Origin of the sequence: Flavobacterium sp. MAHUQ-57, from assembly GCF_051908335.1 — a bacterium.
Classification (GTDB): domain Bacteria; phylum Bacteroidota; class Bacteroidia; order Flavobacteriales; family Flavobacteriaceae; genus Flavobacterium.
In genome coordinates this window covers 1,029,137-1,044,594 of record NZ_JBPZTE010000006.1, presented here as the reverse complement: position 1 = coordinate 1,044,594, position 15,458 = coordinate 1,029,137, and the positions used below count along the sequence as shown (strand labels likewise).

General features: G+C 35.6%; 15 protein-coding genes. 6 read left to right on the top strand and 9 right to left on the bottom strand.

What is annotated here, in order from left to right:
* The first annotated feature begins 14 nt into the window (after positions 1–14).
* The 3 genes from ACS8MM_RS05240 to ACS8MM_RS05230 are packed head-to-tail and all read left to right on the top strand — an operon-like array spanning position 15 to position 1,940.
* Positions 15–812 (top strand): alpha/beta hydrolase, encoded by a 798-nt coding sequence (locus tag ACS8MM_RS05240; protein ID WP_379713796.1) that lies wholly within the window; start codon positions 15–17, stop codon positions 810–812.
* A 1-nt stretch (position 813) separates the two neighbouring features.
* The gene (locus ACS8MM_RS05235; protein ID WP_379713794.1) at positions 814–1,119 is read left to right on the top strand and encodes an antibiotic biosynthesis monooxygenase family protein; all 306 of its coding nucleotides are present in this window, start codon (positions 814–816) and stop codon (positions 1,117–1,119) included.
* A 35-nt stretch (positions 1,120–1,154) separates the two neighbouring features.
* Positions 1,155–1,940, top strand: coding sequence for a hypothetical protein (locus ACS8MM_RS05230; protein ID WP_379713792.1), 786 nt, complete (start codon positions 1,155–1,157; stop codon positions 1,938–1,940).
* A gap of 30 nt (positions 1,941–1,970) precedes the next feature.
* On the opposite strand, the gene ACS8MM_RS05225 is transcribed toward ACS8MM_RS05230, so the two are convergent.
* Positions 1,971–3,842 (bottom strand): DUF349 domain-containing protein, encoded by a 1,872-nt coding sequence (locus tag ACS8MM_RS05225; RefSeq protein ID WP_379713790.1) that lies wholly within the window; start codon positions 3,840–3,842, stop codon positions 1,971–1,973.
* 233 nt (positions 3,843–4,075) lie between these two features.
* On the opposite strand from ACS8MM_RS05225, the gene ACS8MM_RS05220 reads away from it, so the two are divergent.
* Positions 4,076–4,426 (top strand): hypothetical protein, encoded by a 351-nt coding sequence (locus ACS8MM_RS05220; protein ID WP_379713789.1) that lies wholly within the window; start codon positions 4,076–4,078, stop codon positions 4,424–4,426.
* On the opposite strand, the gene ACS8MM_RS05215 is transcribed toward ACS8MM_RS05220, so the two are convergent.
* The 6 genes from ACS8MM_RS05215 to ACS8MM_RS05190 form a co-directional block, all read right to left on the bottom strand.
* Entirely contained in the window at positions 4,423–5,160 is a 738-nt protein-coding gene (locus ACS8MM_RS05215) for a shikimate dehydrogenase family protein (protein WP_379713788.1), read from the bottom strand. The two genes, ACS8MM_RS05220 and ACS8MM_RS05215, sit on opposite strands and share 4 nt — an antisense overlap.
* Positions 5,157–5,714, bottom strand: coding sequence for an energy transducer TonB (locus ACS8MM_RS05210; RefSeq protein ID WP_379713786.1), 558 nt, complete (start codon positions 5,712–5,714; stop codon positions 5,157–5,159). The genes ACS8MM_RS05215 and ACS8MM_RS05210 overlap by 4 nt, the downstream gene beginning before the upstream one ends.
* Positions 5,714–7,108 (bottom strand): tetratricopeptide repeat protein, encoded by a 1,395-nt coding sequence (locus ACS8MM_RS05205; RefSeq protein WP_379713784.1) that lies wholly within the window; start codon positions 7,106–7,108, stop codon positions 5,714–5,716. Before ACS8MM_RS05205 ends, ACS8MM_RS05210 begins: the two co-directional genes overlap by 1 nt.
* Positions 7,109–7,382: 274 nt before the next feature.
* Positions 7,383–8,570, bottom strand: a complete 1,188-nt coding sequence (locus ACS8MM_RS05200) for an aspartate aminotransferase family protein (RefSeq protein ID WP_379713782.1) — start codon at positions 8,568–8,570, stop codon at positions 7,383–7,385.
* A gap of 7 nt (positions 8,571–8,577) precedes the next feature.
* On the bottom strand, positions 8,578–10,266 hold the full coding sequence (locus ACS8MM_RS05195) for an OstA-like protein (RefSeq protein WP_379713780.1): 1,689 nt from the start codon (positions 10,264–10,266) through the stop codon (positions 8,578–8,580).
* A gap of 73 nt (positions 10,267–10,339) precedes the next feature.
* On the bottom strand, positions 10,340–12,157 hold the full coding sequence (locus tag ACS8MM_RS05190) for a chloride channel protein (protein WP_379713778.1): 1,818 nt from the start codon (positions 12,155–12,157) through the stop codon (positions 10,340–10,342).
* Between the two features lie 144 nt (positions 12,158–12,301).
* On the opposite strand from ACS8MM_RS05190, the gene ACS8MM_RS05185 reads away from it, so the two are divergent.
* A complete protein-coding gene (locus tag ACS8MM_RS05185; protein WP_379713776.1) occupies positions 12,302–12,772 on the top strand; it encodes a hypothetical protein in 471 nt (156 codons plus the stop codon).
* Between the two features lie 53 nt (positions 12,773–12,825).
* Here ACS8MM_RS05185 and ACS8MM_RS05180 read toward each other — a convergent pair whose 3' ends face one another.
* Together ACS8MM_RS05180 and ACS8MM_RS05175 are read right to left on the bottom strand one after the other, a co-directional pair.
* Positions 12,826–14,097 (bottom strand): adenylosuccinate synthase, encoded by a 1,272-nt coding sequence (locus ACS8MM_RS05180; protein WP_379713774.1) that lies wholly within the window; start codon positions 14,095–14,097, stop codon positions 12,826–12,828.
* A gap of 24 nt (positions 14,098–14,121) precedes the next feature.
* A complete protein-coding gene (locus ACS8MM_RS05175; RefSeq protein WP_379713772.1) occupies positions 14,122–14,574 on the bottom strand; it encodes a Fur family transcriptional regulator in 453 nt (150 codons plus the stop codon).
* A 405-nt stretch (positions 14,575–14,979) separates the two neighbouring features.
* On the opposite strand from ACS8MM_RS05175, the gene ACS8MM_RS05170 reads away from it, so the two are divergent.
* A complete protein-coding gene (locus ACS8MM_RS05170) occupies positions 14,980–15,390 on the top strand; it encodes a hypothetical protein (RefSeq protein WP_379713770.1) in 411 nt (136 codons plus the stop codon).
* Positions 15,391–15,458 lie beyond the last annotated feature (68 nt).

Sequence of the window (15,458 nt, the reverse complement as noted above, 5' to 3'; positions counted from 1 at the left end):
TATAAAATCCTATAATGAAAAAAGCGTTATCCGCCGTATTATTAATTTGTTCATTACTGTCTAATGCCCAAAGCAAAGATTTTGTTTTAGGGAAAATTGAAACTATTAAGTCAGTTATACTCAACGAAGAACGAACGCTTAATGTTTATTTTCCAGCCGGATATGACGCGAATCAGAGCTATCCGGTGATCTACTTACTTGATGGATCTGCCGATGAAGATTTTATCCATATCGCAGGTTTGGTACAATATGGAAATTTTGATTGGGTTAATGTAGTATCAAAATCAATAGTGGTTGGTATTGCTAACGTGGACAGAAAACGGGATTTTACTTTTCCAACAACAATCGAGCAAGATAAAAAAGATTACCCAACTACAGGTTCTTCTGCAAAATTCATTGCTTTCATCGAAAATGAATTACAGCCTTTCGTGCAAAATAAATACAAAACAACCGATTCAAAAACAATCATCGGTCAATCATTGGGTGGGTTGCTGGCAGCCGAAATTTTGTTTAAAAAACCAACGCTTTTTTCGAATTATATCATCATTAGTCCAAGTCTTTGGTGGGACAATCAATCGTTACTTAAATTAACTCCTGAATTTGCTAAAGCAGGTTTTAAACAAAGACTTAAAATATTCATCGGAATTGGCATTGAAGGGGAGGTAATGGAGAATGATGCTAAAATGTTGAATGAAGTACTATCAGCCTCGGATACAGCCAAGGAGGTTCATTTCTGTCAGTTTGCTGGGAAAAACCATGGTGATGTCTTACACGATGCAGTTTTTACAGCGTTTAAAAAATTACGATTATAAAATGGAACTACCTTACTATGCAGTGATATTTACCTCGGTTCGCACGGATATCGAAGAAGGTTATGATGAAATGGCTGATTTAATGGTAAAGCTGGCTAAAGAACAAGATGGTTTTTTAGGAGTGGAATCGGCACGCAACCAAATAGGTATTACTGTATCCTATTGGGAGAATTTGGAATCAATTCGCAATTGGAAACAAAACATTGACCACTTGATGGCGCAGCAAAAAGGCAGAGAAAAGTGGTACCAATCCTATAGAACCCGAATTTGTCTTGTAGAAAGGGAATATAGTTTTGAAAAAGAATAATTGAGCTTTGGAATAATTTTTGTTAGATTTACGCTGTGAAGAAAATAATAGTCATACTTTCTTTTTTGCCCTTAATAGGGTATGCTCAGGACGGTAAAGTGCTGAAGGCTGTTGCATTGCCAAGAGTCGATTTGCCTAAACCGGATGATAAAGCCAAATCAGCTCCTGCCAATCCTCAATATTCGATTTCTCAACCCTTTGAGCCTGAAAGATTCAAGTTTCCAACCAAGGTTTATGAAGAACCGAAAATTGAACCTAGAGGAATGTCCAATCAGCCTAAAAGCGATTTGAATGTAGGGAAACTTTATGCTGAAAAAATGAATAAATCCAATGTGGTTGTTAAAGAAGGAAACGATAACAGTAAAGATTTCAGAAGACATATGTATTTTGGTGAATTTAAGACTGAATCGGCAACTATTTCTCTTAACTATAGGGATTTTGGTGAGATTGATGCAGACAGAATTAGAGTATGGGTCGATGGAAAGTTAGTTGTTACAATGGTAGAGTTAAGAGCCAATTCGAATAAATTATATATTGGTTTATTGGAAGGAATTAATCATATTGAAATTGAAGCATTAAACGAAGGAGCTTTATCGCCTAATACAGGTGAATTTGGATTCTTTGACGAACAAGGGATGTTGATTACTGAAGACAAATGGGGATTGTCTACAGGTTTTAAAGCTAAATTTAATATCAACAGAGTGCCAAAAGGAACGCTTTTAAAGTCGAAAACGCAAGAAGTGACTAAGGAAGGAAGTGGTGAAACAGTCCCTACGAATGAAGTCAAAAAAGAAACAAAAAAAGAAGAAGAGAAGAAATAAAAAAAAGCCATCATAATGATGGCTTTTTTATTACATATTTCTTAACTGTTTCAGTTTCTCTTTCCAAGTGGCTAATTCTTCCTTATGGCGGTCAATGTTTTTCTTCACTTCTGCAACCATAGGATTGTCTTTCTTGGCATTGGCAAAAAACTGAATATTATTTTCCAATTGGAAAATCTCATTCTGTACTTCTTCAATTTTACGCTGTATGAAAATCTTTTCACCGTCAATTTTTCGGTTGTCATTGCCTAATTGTTCCAAACGACTATTGAAACGCATCATTTCCGCTTCTTTTTTGCTTGAACTCAACTTTTCAAACAATACATCCAACACTTTATTGAATTTACCTTCAATATGACGTCTTGCAAAAGGCACTTTACCGAAACTTTTCCAAGTCTCAATATGCGCTTTAATGGCATCTAAATCAGTTTTATGATTACCGCTAAATTCAAATTCTTTGATTTTTTCAAGATATTCTTTCTTCTTATCGAAAGCTATGATTTCTACTTCTTCGTTTTGATTTCTAGCCGCATGCAAACGATCGAAATAGTGATTGCAGGCTTCTTTGAATTCTGCCCACACAGCATCGGAAAACTTCTTCGGAACATGACCAATTTTTTTCCATTCTTCCTGAATTTGTTTCATTACAGGTGTTGCAGCAGCAAAATCTTCACTTTCCTGTAATTCTCTGGCGCGGGCTACCAAAGCATTTTTCTTGTCTAAATTGGATTGCTGTTCTTTTTTAATGTCTTTATAGAACGAATTTTTATGTGCATTGAAATTGCGGACAGCCGTTTTGAAATCGCTCCAAGTTTGCTCGTTAACTTCAACGGGAACCTTACCTGTTGAGAAGAATTCTTGTCGTAACGCTTCAATTTTATTGATTTGTGCCTGCCAACCGGTGTGTACTTCTACTTTTTCGGTAGCGATTGCTTCAATAGCAGCAATAATTTCACGTTTTTTATTCAAATTCTCTTGTTCGATTTCGCGCATTTGGCCAAACATAGATTCACGCTTATCGTGCATTTGTTTGGTAATTTCGCTAAACTGATTCCAAATTTCTTCTCGATGTTCTCTAGAAACCGGACCGATTTCTTCTTTCCAGATTTTGTGTAACGATTGTAATTCTCTAAAAGCTTTGAAAACATCGTGTTCGTTTAATAGATCTTTGGCGCGAGCTATAATTTTTAATTTTTGATCCAAATTATGTTTGAAATCCAAATCGCGTGCCTCGCGGTCTAAATGTAAAATATCGTAGAAATTTTCCACATGGAAATGGTAATTGTTCCAAACGTGGTTGTATTTGTCTTTAGGTATAGGACCGGCATTTTTCCATCTTTCACGTAAATCATTGAAATGTTTTAACGCGTCTTTGATGTTTTCATTGGGATTAATTATTGTTTTTAACTCCTCAATAATTGCCAGTCTCTTTTGAAGATTGTCTTTTAAAGCCGATTCTAGACTTTTAAAATGAGAGCTTTTTTTAGTTTTGTAGTTGTTGTATATCGAGTCGAATTTGGTTTTTAATGGAAAATGATATTCAAATTCTTCGTTTGAATTCGGGTTTTCATGTAAAAATTCTTCTTTCTTTTCATCAATAAAATGATTGTATTTTGATAAAAAGGCTTGTTTGATTTCTTCAACATGGTTTCGAATTGCCATAACCTTTTCTTGGCTCACCAAATGTTCTAATTCTAAAACAAGTTGATCCATGTCCAAAGTTTCATAGTCTTTCATTGGAATGTCATGACTTTCTTCTATAGAAGCATCTTCGCTCACTTCAGCATTAAGGTTTTCAATTACTTCAACCGCTTCGTTTACAATTTCAGCTTCATTTTGAGTAATATTTCCGTCTGTCGTTGTACTCTCCACTGACAGGTTATCGTGTTTTTCTTCTTGCATCTTGCAGGATATTTACAGTTATTTACCGCCGAAGTTACTAAAATCGAACTAAAATCAAAAGTAAAAACCGTTATAAAACAATTTTTAATTGGTGAATTACCGTTTTAAAGGGAACATAATCCATTATAACCACAATTTTGGTTTAAATTGTTCGTTCTATGGTAGGTTATAAATTGGATTAATTGTGTAATTCAATTTATTTCATAAATTTACATTCAGTTAAACCTACTATTATGAAAAAGTTATTCATTGTATCGGTATTGTTATTGTCGATAGCCGGTTATTCCCAAACTGCTAACAAAGATTTGAGAACCAGTAAAGAGTACAAAAAAGAAGTATCGGTATTAAAATTATCATCGGAACAGGAAGCGCAGTATTTTCAATTGACAAATAAGTATGTTGGTTTGAATGACGAGCTAATGGAAATGAATATTCCTTCTTCAGAAGTAGTTAAAAAGCAAGATGCTTTGGAAGAAAAGAAATACGCCGAAATGCAACAGTTGTTGTCGGAAGAACAATTCACGACGTATAAAAAGTTGGCCGCTGATAAAATTGCTGCTGCCAGAAACTTGAAAAAATACTAATCTGTCCAGATTTTCCAAGCTTTCTCAGCTTGTAAAACTAACATCTCATAGCCGTTCTTAGTAACGGCTTTTTTTTGTTTGGCTCTTTTTAAAAATTCGGTTGTTTCCGGATTGTATATCAAATCGTACGCAATGTGTTTTTCAGTAAAACAATCGTAGGGCAGGTCAGGGCAAATTTCTATGTTAGGGTGTGTTCCTAAAGGAGTACAGTTGATAATCAATGTGTATTCAGCGAAAACTGCCGCGTCGAGTTGTTCGTATGCAATGGTTTTGTCTGAAGCTTTTCTGGAAACGTATTGGTAAGTGATGCCCAATGTTTGTAAGCCGAAAGCCACCGCTTTTGCAGCGCCACCTGTGCCTAAAATCAGTGCTTTTTTGTGGTGACTTTCAAGTAATGGTTTTAACGATTCGGTGAAACCAAAATAATCGGTATTGTGACCTTCCAGTTTACCGTCAGCTAACACTTTAATGGTATTTACGGCACCAATGGCTTTGGCATTTTCGGATAATTGATCTAAAAACGGAATGACTTCTTCTTTGTAAGGAATAGTAACATTCATCCCAATGGTAGTCGGATTGTTTTTTAGAATGGATGAAAATTGAGCAATGGATGGAATATCAAAGTTTTCATAACTGTAGTCTTGCGATAATCCTTCATTGATGAATTTTTGGGCAAAATAGTTACGAGAAAACGAGTAGTTGATATTTCTACCTAACAAACCTAGTTTTTTCATTTTGTGGTATCAAAGGTTTGGGGTTGCTTTTCAGGAACATAGGAATTATAATCAGTATTCGCTTTTATATCTATTTCAATGGGTAGTAAGTAAGAAGTTCGAACACGTTTGCCATTCTGAATACCTGCTTGCCATTTCCCCATGGTTTTGAATACTCGAATTGCCTCTATGCTTATTCCTGGATAAGGTAAATCACGAACTAATCTAATATTACTTGGTTCTCCGTTCTTTTCGATTATGAACTCTACTATAATTTTTCCTTTGACATCGTTTTCAAGACTAGAAGACAATTTGAAACTTTTATTGAATACATTGTAGAAATTCTTACTACCTCCTTTGAATTCGGGTTTTATTTCGATTGCTGTTATAGAAAATACAGTAGAGTCTTCTAATTCTAATGAATTCTTTTTCGAAGAGTCTCCATTAATATCTGGATTGTAGTTTTTTTCTTCTTTGTTAATAATTAATTCAGTTGCTGTTGGAGGATTGGTCTTTTTTTGTCCAAAACTTAGACAAAAAAATAGTAATCCCATTAAAACCAAATAGTTTTTCATTATTTTTTATAGCGTTCTACAATATCCTGTACCGATTTTCTTTCCCAAATGATTGGGAACAATTCTTCCAGAGTATTTCTGTTTTTAAAACTGATGCGTAAACCATTGTTAAGGTGAAAAGAGCCTTTTTCAGTATCGTGTAACATAAAGTACAAACCGGCCAAACGGTATTCGATTTCGTGCTCTTCCGGGAAATACTCGCAAGCCTGAAGTAAGGTTTGCACGGCAACATCAAACTCACCCAAGAATTGTAAAATATCTACCCAGTACAACCAGGTGTCCAATTCATAATCGCCATATTCCACGGCTTTACGATAGCCCATTTCAGCTTCTTCATAAAAATTTAAAGCACGATTTATGGTAGCATATCGTTTCCAGTACATTTTATTTTCACTGTCAATAGCTAATGCTTTGTTGACAAAAAATAAAGCCTTTTGAAAATTTTTCTTTTTAAAATATAAATCGGTGATGGCAATCCAACCTTTATCCAAAAGTGGATCTTCATGTACGGTTTCGTTGTAGAATTTTAAAGCTTCTATTTCGTTACCTAGTTTTTCAAAACATTTTCCAATACGTAACAAAGCATACGAAGTTGGATCGTCCAAAATAATAGTTTCTTGATAGTTTTCTATAGCTTCTTCGTATCTTTTTAAACGCTCCAATGATTTTGCCTTTTCCATGAAGGCACCCATAAACTGATCGTCAATTACAGTGGCATAATCAAAAGCAAAATACGCTTCTTCATAGCGTTTGATCGAATAATTCAAACGACCCAATTGGTGCCACGCAATTTCACTGTACGGATTTTCATCGATGTATTTCGTTAAAAAAGCAATCGCATCTTCGTATTGTTCTAAAAATTCAAAACAGTAAATAACATTGTACAAACTGGATTGTTCTTCGGGTTCTTCGTTCAAACATTTGATGAAGTTTTCTTTGGCCAATTCCAATTCGTCCATGAAAAGGTATTCCATACCAATCAAATTATACACATCTGCATAATCATCGGTATAGCGTAGCGCCATTTTCAAAAGTTCAACCGCTTTTTCGTGATTGTCTCTTTTGGAATAAATATTGGCTTTCTGGATGTAAATTTCTTCGTTGGTAGGCTCTATAGCATACAATTCGTTAAGCAGTTTTTCAGCGGGTTCCAATTTGTCTTCAAAAACCAGCATTTCCACTTGGACCAATCGTAAACCTGTTGATTTCGGATGTTGCTCTAAAGCTAATTTGAGCGCTTTTTTAGCCAATGACGGCTTTCCGATATCCATATAATGTAGTATGATATCCTCAAATTCTTCTGAATCAAAAAACAACACTTTGTTTGTTTTCAACATTGATTCAAAACGTGATAAGGATAAATTGCGATCTTCTTCTTCGTGACTCAAATGCATACTCATTGCTTTTAGAATTATCCTTAATAAAATTAGGAAACCTTTAATTTGTTATTGGTATTGAAAATCAATTGTTGTGAACAATTTAATTAACAATTTTTATTTTTTTTTGGAGCTGATCCCGCTTTCGCCTTTATCTTTTTTGTTGTTGTATCTTTCCGAAATTCCGTGAAAATGAAATTCAACAAAAAAGGATACCGGCTCTATCGGGGCTATTTTTCAGTCCTATAATTGTATTGTAGTAAACTTATCGAATTCTGTAATCAGTAAAACGTTACAATTCACTCAATACTTCATTCATAGCTTCAATAATAATGCCACATCCTTCTTCTATTTCTTCTTTTGAAAGGGTTAGAGGCGGAGTGATGCGTATAGCACAGCCTTCAAACAGTAACCAGAACAAAATCAATCCTTTATCCTGACATTTGAAGATTACTTTATTGGTGATTTCCGGACTTTCTGTCATAGCAGCAAGCATCAATCCTTCACCGCGTACTTCTTTAATCAAAGGATGTACTAACAATTTACGAAATAATTGCTCTTTCTCCAAGCATTCCGGCATTAAATCGGTTTCCACCAATTCTTGTAAAGTGGCTAAACAGGCGGCAGCAATTACCGGATGACCACCAAAAGTGGTGATATGACCCAGTTTTGGATCGTGGCTTAATAAATCCATATGCTTCTCATTGGCAGTAAACGCACCCACAGGCATTCCGCCACCCATTCCTTTGCCCATTACGACAATATCCGGAACCACATCATAATTCTGAAATCCGAATAGTTTCCCTGTTCTTCCGAAACCAGGTTGTATTTCATCCAAAATCATCATAGCACCCACTTCGTCACAACGTTGACGGACTTTCTTTAAAAAGTCATTATGCGGCTGTATAAAACCAGCTCCACCCTGAATGGTTTCTAAGATAATTCCTGCTGTTTTCTCGGTGATTTTAAGTAAATCTTCTTCGTTGTTGAACGTAATAAAATCTACATCCGGAATCAAAGGACGAAATATTTGCTTGCGTTCTTCAAATCCCATCACGCTCATCGAACCCATAGTGTTGCCGTGGTACGCATTAAAACAGGAAATCAGTTGGCTTCTTCCTGTTACACGTCGGGCCAATTTTAAAGCACCTTCTGTAGCTTCAGTACCAGAATTCACTAAATAGGTTTTATTCAATTGCGGAGGCATGTGTTCTGCCATTAACTTGCACAAGGCTACCGATGGATCTTGCGCATATTCGCCATATACCATTACGTGGGCATATTTGTCCAACTGATCAATAATGGCTTGTTTAACTCTCGGATGCTGATGTCCTAATGTACATGCTGATACACCGGCAACAAAATCCAGGTATTTCTTTCCTTTGGTATCGTAGATATATGAGCCCAATGCGTGAGAAACTTCCATTCCTAATGGATAGGGGGAAGTTTGGGCTTGGTATTTGTAGAAATCGTTGAGCATTACTTGTTTATTTTTTCTTCTTTGCAACCGGTTTTTTAGCAGTTGGTTTCGGTTTGTCGTATTCCAATGTTTCCTTTGAAGCTTCCATTGGCGCATCCGGTTCCAGTGATTTTTTCTTAACTTCCGCTTTGGCCTTGGCGTCGAGTTCGAGTTCTTCTTTCGGGAATATATCGTCAACGGATAAAAGTTGTTCGTCACCGCGCCATACAAATCCTCGTAGCGTCCTTGCATTTTCAGGCAATTCGTTTTCCGGGAAAATATCACCGTCTACGTTGGTGAAAAAAGTAATGGTATCGATGGTATTCCCGTTAAGGATCATATTGATTTTACTGCTGACATTTTTATTGATACCAATGAGTTCTTGTTTGTCGTTTCTCATGTAGTATAGTACTTCGGTATTCTTGACAATATCTACTTCGTGCAGTTTGTTGTCTTTGAACTTACCAAATAAGTTTTGTCCTTTCACCTGATTAAATCCGTTTCCAATAGTGTCTTTGGAAATGATAAAAGCATTGTTTAGTACTTTTAAGGAATCTATTTTTTCCGTTTTGGCATCCGATATCAAATGCATTACATCACCCGTCATTTGATTTTTACCATTCCACAAAATAGGTTGGCCAATCATTTGTGTCAATCCTTTTTTCTGATCAAAATGAATGGAATCACATTTGCCACTCATGTCTTTTTTAAAGAATCGGGCGTTATTGTAACCTCTTAAAATACGTTCTTGTGGCTTTCCGGTTACGACCAATCGCTTGGCGTGAAACCAAACCGAATCTTTTTCAAAAAGTCCTGATACCAATGCTTTTTTGGTAATATAGATCGAGTCTTTTTGTTTGAAAACTTCGGCATAATGACCTCTTACCACCATTTTGTTGACCGTATCGGTGATTTTTACGTTGTTGATGGCACGTGCATAATCCTTTTTTCGGTCATAGTACAAATCTTCACCTTCTATGAGTCGGTCCCGGTATTTGATCTTGGAACCTTTCTGGAGTTTTCCTTCGTCTTTTTTAGTATCGTAAAATCCTTTGGTAGTATAAATTGTATTGGTAGCCGATGCAATTGTCGATGGTCCGTATACATAGGCATGACCCGAATTGGTGTAATAATCCAAATGATTGGTACGAATGGTATGTGTCGGATTTTTAACCGTTACAGCGGTGTTGAACTGGAATTTCTTTTGGTTCAAATGGTAGGTTCCTGACTTACTGGTTAATGTGTTTTCTGCATCACGAATGGTTCCTCCCGTGTTGTAATACGCAATCTGACTGTTTCTGTCAAAGTTGATGGTATCTGTGGTAACCGTCATTTTTGGATCGGTCATGATGACATTTCCAGAGGCAAAAGCAAATTTTTTATTGCCATCGTATTCGGCATATTTGCTGCTCATGCTTAGTGTATCGCCTTGAACCATGTTCACATTTCCAAAGGCTTTTACATAATTGGTTTTGGTAAAATGATAGGCTTTGTTGCAAGTCATACGTACTCCTTGATGAATAACTACAACATTTCCTGTAAGTACAACAGCGCCTGGTACTTCTTTTTCAGAAATATCCAAATAGTCTGAATGTTCAATAAAAATCTGCTTGCTGTCTACAGGAGGAGTCGCTTGTGCTGGCTTAACCTGTGACCAGCCTTGGTGCTGACAAGTAATCAGTAGGAAAAGGAAAATTCGAAAATATATCTTACTCAAAGTATGTTTATTTTTTTTGCCAAAATTAACTAAAATCAGCCAAATCAGGATTGCATTAAGAATTATTTATCACTTATTCAATCACCATTTCTTTGAATTTGATACGATACGCCTCCAAAATATCTAGTTTGGATAAGAAGCCAAAAAATTTACCATTTTTAAGTACGGGTAATGTTTCGTGATCTGAAAAATCGAATTTTTCCATAATAGAGTCGATGTCTTCGTCATATTCTAACGTTACTTCTGGATAGTACATGAATTCTTTAACCGTCGAATATTTTACCTGAAAAGAATTGAATATCACATCGCGGATTTTGTTGAACTCTATAATGCCAATCAGTTGATTGCTGTTTTTTAAAACCGGAAAAATCTCTTGTTTGCGAGACGATAAAAGCGCTGTCAATTTTTCCAATGAAGTGTCTTCGGTAACTGATTCGTTGTGCGTTTTGATTAAATTTAACGCATCGATACTTTGCAAAATATTACGGTCTTTATCGCTGGTAAATACTTCTCCTTTGTCTGCCAATGTTTTTACATCCATCGAATGGATTTCAAAACGCTTTGAAATGGCAAAACTAATGGAAGAAACTATCATTAGTGGAATCATTAAATCATAGCCTCCTGTAATTTCTCCAATCAAAAATATGGCAGTTAGCGGTGCATGAAATAAACCGCTCAAAATTCCTGCCATGCCTACAATGGTAAAATTGGTAATGGGTAATTTTGAAAGTCCTAGCATTTCCACAGTTTTAGCCACAAAGAAACCAAGATACGATCCAACAAATAGGGAAGGTGCAAAGTTACCTCCATTGCCTCCGCTTCCTAATGTAATTCCTGTTGCCACTGATTTAATTAATGCAATGGCTCCAACAAAAAGTAATAGTACCCACTCTTTACTTTTTTGACTTTCCAATAAAGTGTTGTCTAATAATTCTTCGGGATGCGCAGTAGACAGCGTTTTGATGCTTTCGTATCCTTCACCGAAAAGTGTAGGGAAAAGAAAAATTAATACGGCTAAAACCAATGAACCAAAAATAGCTTTGGCATATTTTCTTTCCGAAAAATGAGCAAAATAATGTTCTACTTTTCGAAATGTTCTTGCGTGGTATACAGAAACCAAACCGGCTAAAATACCCAGTAAAACATAGTAAGGCGTATTTCTAAAGTTAAAATCTTGTTCTTGTTGGAAACTAAGAAGGATGTCGCTACTCAATACTATTTTAGAAATCAAGGCACCTGTTGCTGCTGAAATCATAATGGGTATAAAGGCAGAAATGGTAATATCAGTCAGTATGACTTCAATTGCAAATAATACGCCAGCAATAGGAGCATTGAAAGCAGCACCAATTCCGGCCGAAACACCACAGGCTAATAGTAATATGCGGTCTTTTTGCGACAGCTTGTAATTTTGAGCATAATTGGAGCCAAAAGCAGCGCCGGTAATCACAATCGGGCTTTCTAATCCAGCAGATCCACCCAAACCAACTGTAAGTGAGCTTGTTATGATTTGTGCATACATTTGCTTTCGGGGTATAATTCCTCCCTTTTTGGCTACCGAATGTAATATACGGGAACTTCCTTTTTCGATGTTACCACCCAAAAAACGTTGGATGACAACAACAGTCAAAATAATACCCACAATAGGAAGTATACTGTTCGAATAAGGTAATTTTAAATAATTATTGATGTAGTTGGCCCACAAAAAAACATTGTGAGCAAAACTTTTTAGAAGTATTACCGCAAATGCACAAGAAATAGCAACAGCTACACAGGAGAAATAAATGAAATTGCGTTCTGATAAAACTTCTTTGGCAAGAAAAAAGAAAATTTCAAAACGACGTAAAATTTTTCTCAAGAATAATTGAAATGATGCTGAAATTCGTGTTGGCATTGTATTATAGTAATGTAGAATTACAAATATAGGCTTTATTTTTGTGTAAAAGCTAACAATAGGACTTTACAAATCATTATCTATGTATTTGTATTCTAATTAAAAAAACTATTTTTGGTTTTTAAATAAAAATCTAATAAACGGATGAAAAAAATTTTTATTATTTCTTTTTTCACTTTTGCATGCCAGTTAACCTTCGCTCAATCTTCTGGATGTGGTGTTAAAGATATTCAAGACGCTGTAGAAAAAGCATCGGCAAGAAGTAAAATTCAAGAAGAAGCAAATCAGACGAAGTATGTGAAAGCGTTAGCGCAACTTACTAAAGTAAAAAAATGGAATGCTACTCAAGAGGGTGATTTTGGATTGAGAATTATCGAAAGTAATGAAATTAAGGCTTGTGAAGAAAATAAGAGAAAAGCTTTTATGGAGTTCATGGAGGTTTTGAAAACGGCTGACGAGAAAAATGTTACTGAAGCGAATTGTAAAGTAAAAATTCAAGCTGAAGAAAAATTCAACAATATCATTCAGCAAAATGCTGCCGAATGGAAAGTGATGCTCGATAAAATTGGAGCAGAATACAAAGCGGTAACGAAGAAAGATCTAGTAATCGAATAATAAATAGAAAGATATAAAAAAAACGCTCTTACTGAGCGTTTTTTTTATTTGTATTATTTTGTGATGGTCTGTTTTCTATCTGGGCCAACTGATACAATTGTAATTGGCACTTCCACTTCTTTTTCAATGAAATCAATGTAGTCTTTCAATTCTTTTGGCAATTGGTCGTATGCACTCATACCCGTTAAATCTGCTTGCCAACCTTTGAATTCTGTATAAACCGGTGTTACATTTTCCGGTTCAATGTTGTACGGTAAATGATCAATTGTTTGCCCTTTGTATTGGTAAGATGTGCATACTTTCAAAGTATCGAATCCGGAAAGAACGTCACCTTTCATCATCATCAATTGCGTAACACCATTCACTCGAATAGCGTATTTTAGAGCAACTAAATCCAACCATCCACAACGACGCTGACGGCCGGTTACCGATCCAAATTCGTTGCCCACTTTAGCCATAGTATCTCCAGCTTCTTCAAAATCTTCAGTAGGGAAAGGCCCACTACCTACACGGGTGGTATAGGCTTTGAAAATTCCATATACTTCTTTGATTTTATTCGGTGCAATTCCTAATCCGGTACAAGCACCTGCCGCTGTTGTATTCGAAGAAGTAACAAATGGATAGGTTCCAAAGTCTACGTCTAATAACGAACCTTGAGCACCTTCACATAGAATAGATTTTCCTGCTTTTTGTGCTTGGTGTAAGTATTCTTCAGAATCGATGAAAGTTAATTTTTTTAAGTCGGCTACTGCATCGAAAAATTCCTTTTCCAATTCGGCCAAATTGTATTGTATGGAAACATCATAAAACTTGATCATTTCCTCATGTTTGTTGGCTAAATTACGGTATCTCTCTTCGAAATCGGCTAATTCAATATCGCCAACACGGATTCCGTTACGTCCGGTTTTGTCCATATACGTTGGACCGATTCCTTTTAATGTAGATCCAATTTTCGCTTTCCCTTTTGCGGCTTCAGATGCGGCATCCAATAAGCGGTGAGTAGGAAGTATTAGGTGTGCTTTTCTTGAAATTAAAAGCTTTGAATAGATATCGATATTGAATTTTTCCAAGCCTTCAATCTCTTTGATGAAAACCACAGGATCAATTACGACACCGTTACCTATAATGTTGATTGAGTTTTTGTGGAAAATTCCAGAAGGAATCGTTCTTAAAACGTGCTTGATTCCGTCAAATTCCAAAGTGTGTCCCGCATTGGGCCCACCTTGAAAACGGGCAATAATGTCGTACTTTGAGGTTAGTACGTCGACAATTTTTCCTTTGCCTTCATCACCCCATTGTAATCCTAACAGTAAGTCTACAGTCATTGTGTTGTGTTGTTGTATTTGTAATTATTGTTTTTTTGTAGCGTAAAAATAAAGCGAATGGTTTTGGATATCTATGCCAAAGATTTCTTCCATGGTTTGCTTTATTGTTTGAATTCTCGGATCACAAAATTCGATTACTTCTCCGGTATCGGTCATGATGATATGATCGTGTTGCTTGTCGAAGTACGATTTTTCATAATGTGCCTGGTTTTGACCAAACTGATGTTTACGCACCAATCCACAATCCAAAAGTAATTCAATGGTATTGTAAAGAGTAGCACGGGAAACGCGATAGTTTTTGTTTTTCATTTTGATATACAGATTTTCAATATCAAAATGCTCTTCACTATCATAAATTTCCTGAAGGATGGCATAACGTTCAGGAGTTTTGCGATGGCCTTTTTGTTCCAGGTACAGTGTAAAAACATTTTTTACAATTTCCTGATTTGAAGTATTATCCGAAGCTATTTGTGTCATATCCTGCAAAGATAATTCTTTTGTTTAAAAGAAAAAATTATGAAAGGAGTAAAGTTGTAAACGAATGGACATCAGATTGTTTATAAGAATTCCTTTTGAAAAGTAGTTTTGTTTTGATTGTGTAGCAGAGAAAATTTACTATTTAAAAATTGCTACAAATCATGAGTAGCATTTTTTTTTTTGATATTTAAAAAATGCTACTGATTGAAAGTAGTAAGTTTTTTTTCTGGCTTAAAAATTGCTACTAAGAATTTTCTGATAAAAAAAATAAAATAGATGAATAGAAATAGTAGTTTTAGATCCATGTTGGGTCTTACACAGGAAGACGCCGCTATAATTTTAAAAGTTTCGCGTAGCCAATTGTCATTATATGAGTTGGACCAGAAGAATATACCCGTGCGGGCAATGAAAATGTTGAGAGAAGGATGTCAATATGCTGAAACTGCTGAAAAAAAAGTAAAGGAAAAGATGCCGTTTTTTAAAGAACAGGAAGAAAGTATGAAAGTATTTTTGAAGAATGAAATCAGGGAAAATGAATTCGAGCAAATAAAAATACGTCGTCAGATTGAGAGGATTACTGAGAAGTATACATCGGTAGTAATGGCTTTGCAGGCATTGGAGTTTTGGAAACAGCAAGAGGAAGATATATCTTCATACGAAATGCAGGCTTTAATTGTAATTGAAGAACGGATAAGAGTAAAATTATACAAATGCGGTTGGCATATTCAAGAGCAATACCGTATGAAATTGGAGACTTTGGAGTACTACCGAAAAATGCTGGAAGCAAGATGGCAAGAATGTAAGGAGATGCTATGAGCGTAACTGTGAATTCTAGGAAATATGTAGTACATTAGTTCATTGATTCGCCAAATTCAATTTTGCTT

Bases quoted from the DNA above. Each gene is read 5' to 3' on its own strand.
- ACS8MM_RS05175 (WP_379713772.1), bottom strand. From the start codon at position 14,574: ATGACACAAATAGCTTCGGATAATACTTCAAATCAGGAAATTGTAAAA.
- ACS8MM_RS05235 (WP_379713794.1), top strand. From the start codon at position 814: ATGGAACTACCTTACTATGCAGTGATATTTACCTCGGTTCGCACGGAT.
- ACS8MM_RS05220 (WP_379713789.1), top strand. From the start codon at position 4,076: ATGAAAAAGTTATTCATTGTATCGGTATTGTTATTGTCGATAGCCGGT.
- ACS8MM_RS05215 (WP_379713788.1), bottom strand. From the start codon at position 5,160: ATGAAAAAACTAGGTTTGTTAGGTAGAAATATCAACTACTCGTTTTCT.
- ACS8MM_RS05200 (WP_379713782.1), bottom strand. From the start codon at position 8,570: ATGCTCAACGATTTCTACAAATACCAAGCCCAAACTTCCCCCTATCCA.
- ACS8MM_RS05225 (WP_379713790.1), bottom strand. From the start codon at position 3,842: ATGCAAGAAGAAAAACACGATAACCTGTCAGTGGAGAGTACAACGACA.
- ACS8MM_RS05185 (WP_379713776.1), top strand. From the start codon at position 12,302: ATGAAAAAAATTTTTATTATTTCTTTTTTCACTTTTGCATGCCAGTTA.
- ACS8MM_RS05210 (WP_379713786.1), bottom strand. From the start codon at position 5,714: ATGAAAAACTATTTGGTTTTAATGGGATTACTATTTTTTTGTCTAAGT.
- ACS8MM_RS05190 (WP_379713778.1), bottom strand. From the start codon at position 12,157: ATGCCAACACGAATTTCAGCATCATTTCAATTATTCTTGAGAAAAATT.
- ACS8MM_RS05240 (WP_379713796.1), top strand. From the start codon at position 15: ATGAAAAAAGCGTTATCCGCCGTATTATTAATTTGTTCATTACTGTCT.
- ACS8MM_RS05205 (WP_379713784.1), bottom strand. From the start codon at position 7,108: ATGCATTTGAGTCACGAAGAAGAAGATCGCAATTTATCCTTATCACGT.
- ACS8MM_RS05170 (WP_379713770.1), top strand. From the start codon at position 14,980: ATGAAAATGTTGAGAGAAGGATGTCAATATGCTGAAACTGCTGAAAAA.
- ACS8MM_RS05180 (WP_379713774.1), bottom strand. From the start codon at position 14,097: ATGACTGTAGACTTACTGTTAGGATTACAATGGGGTGATGAAGGCAAA.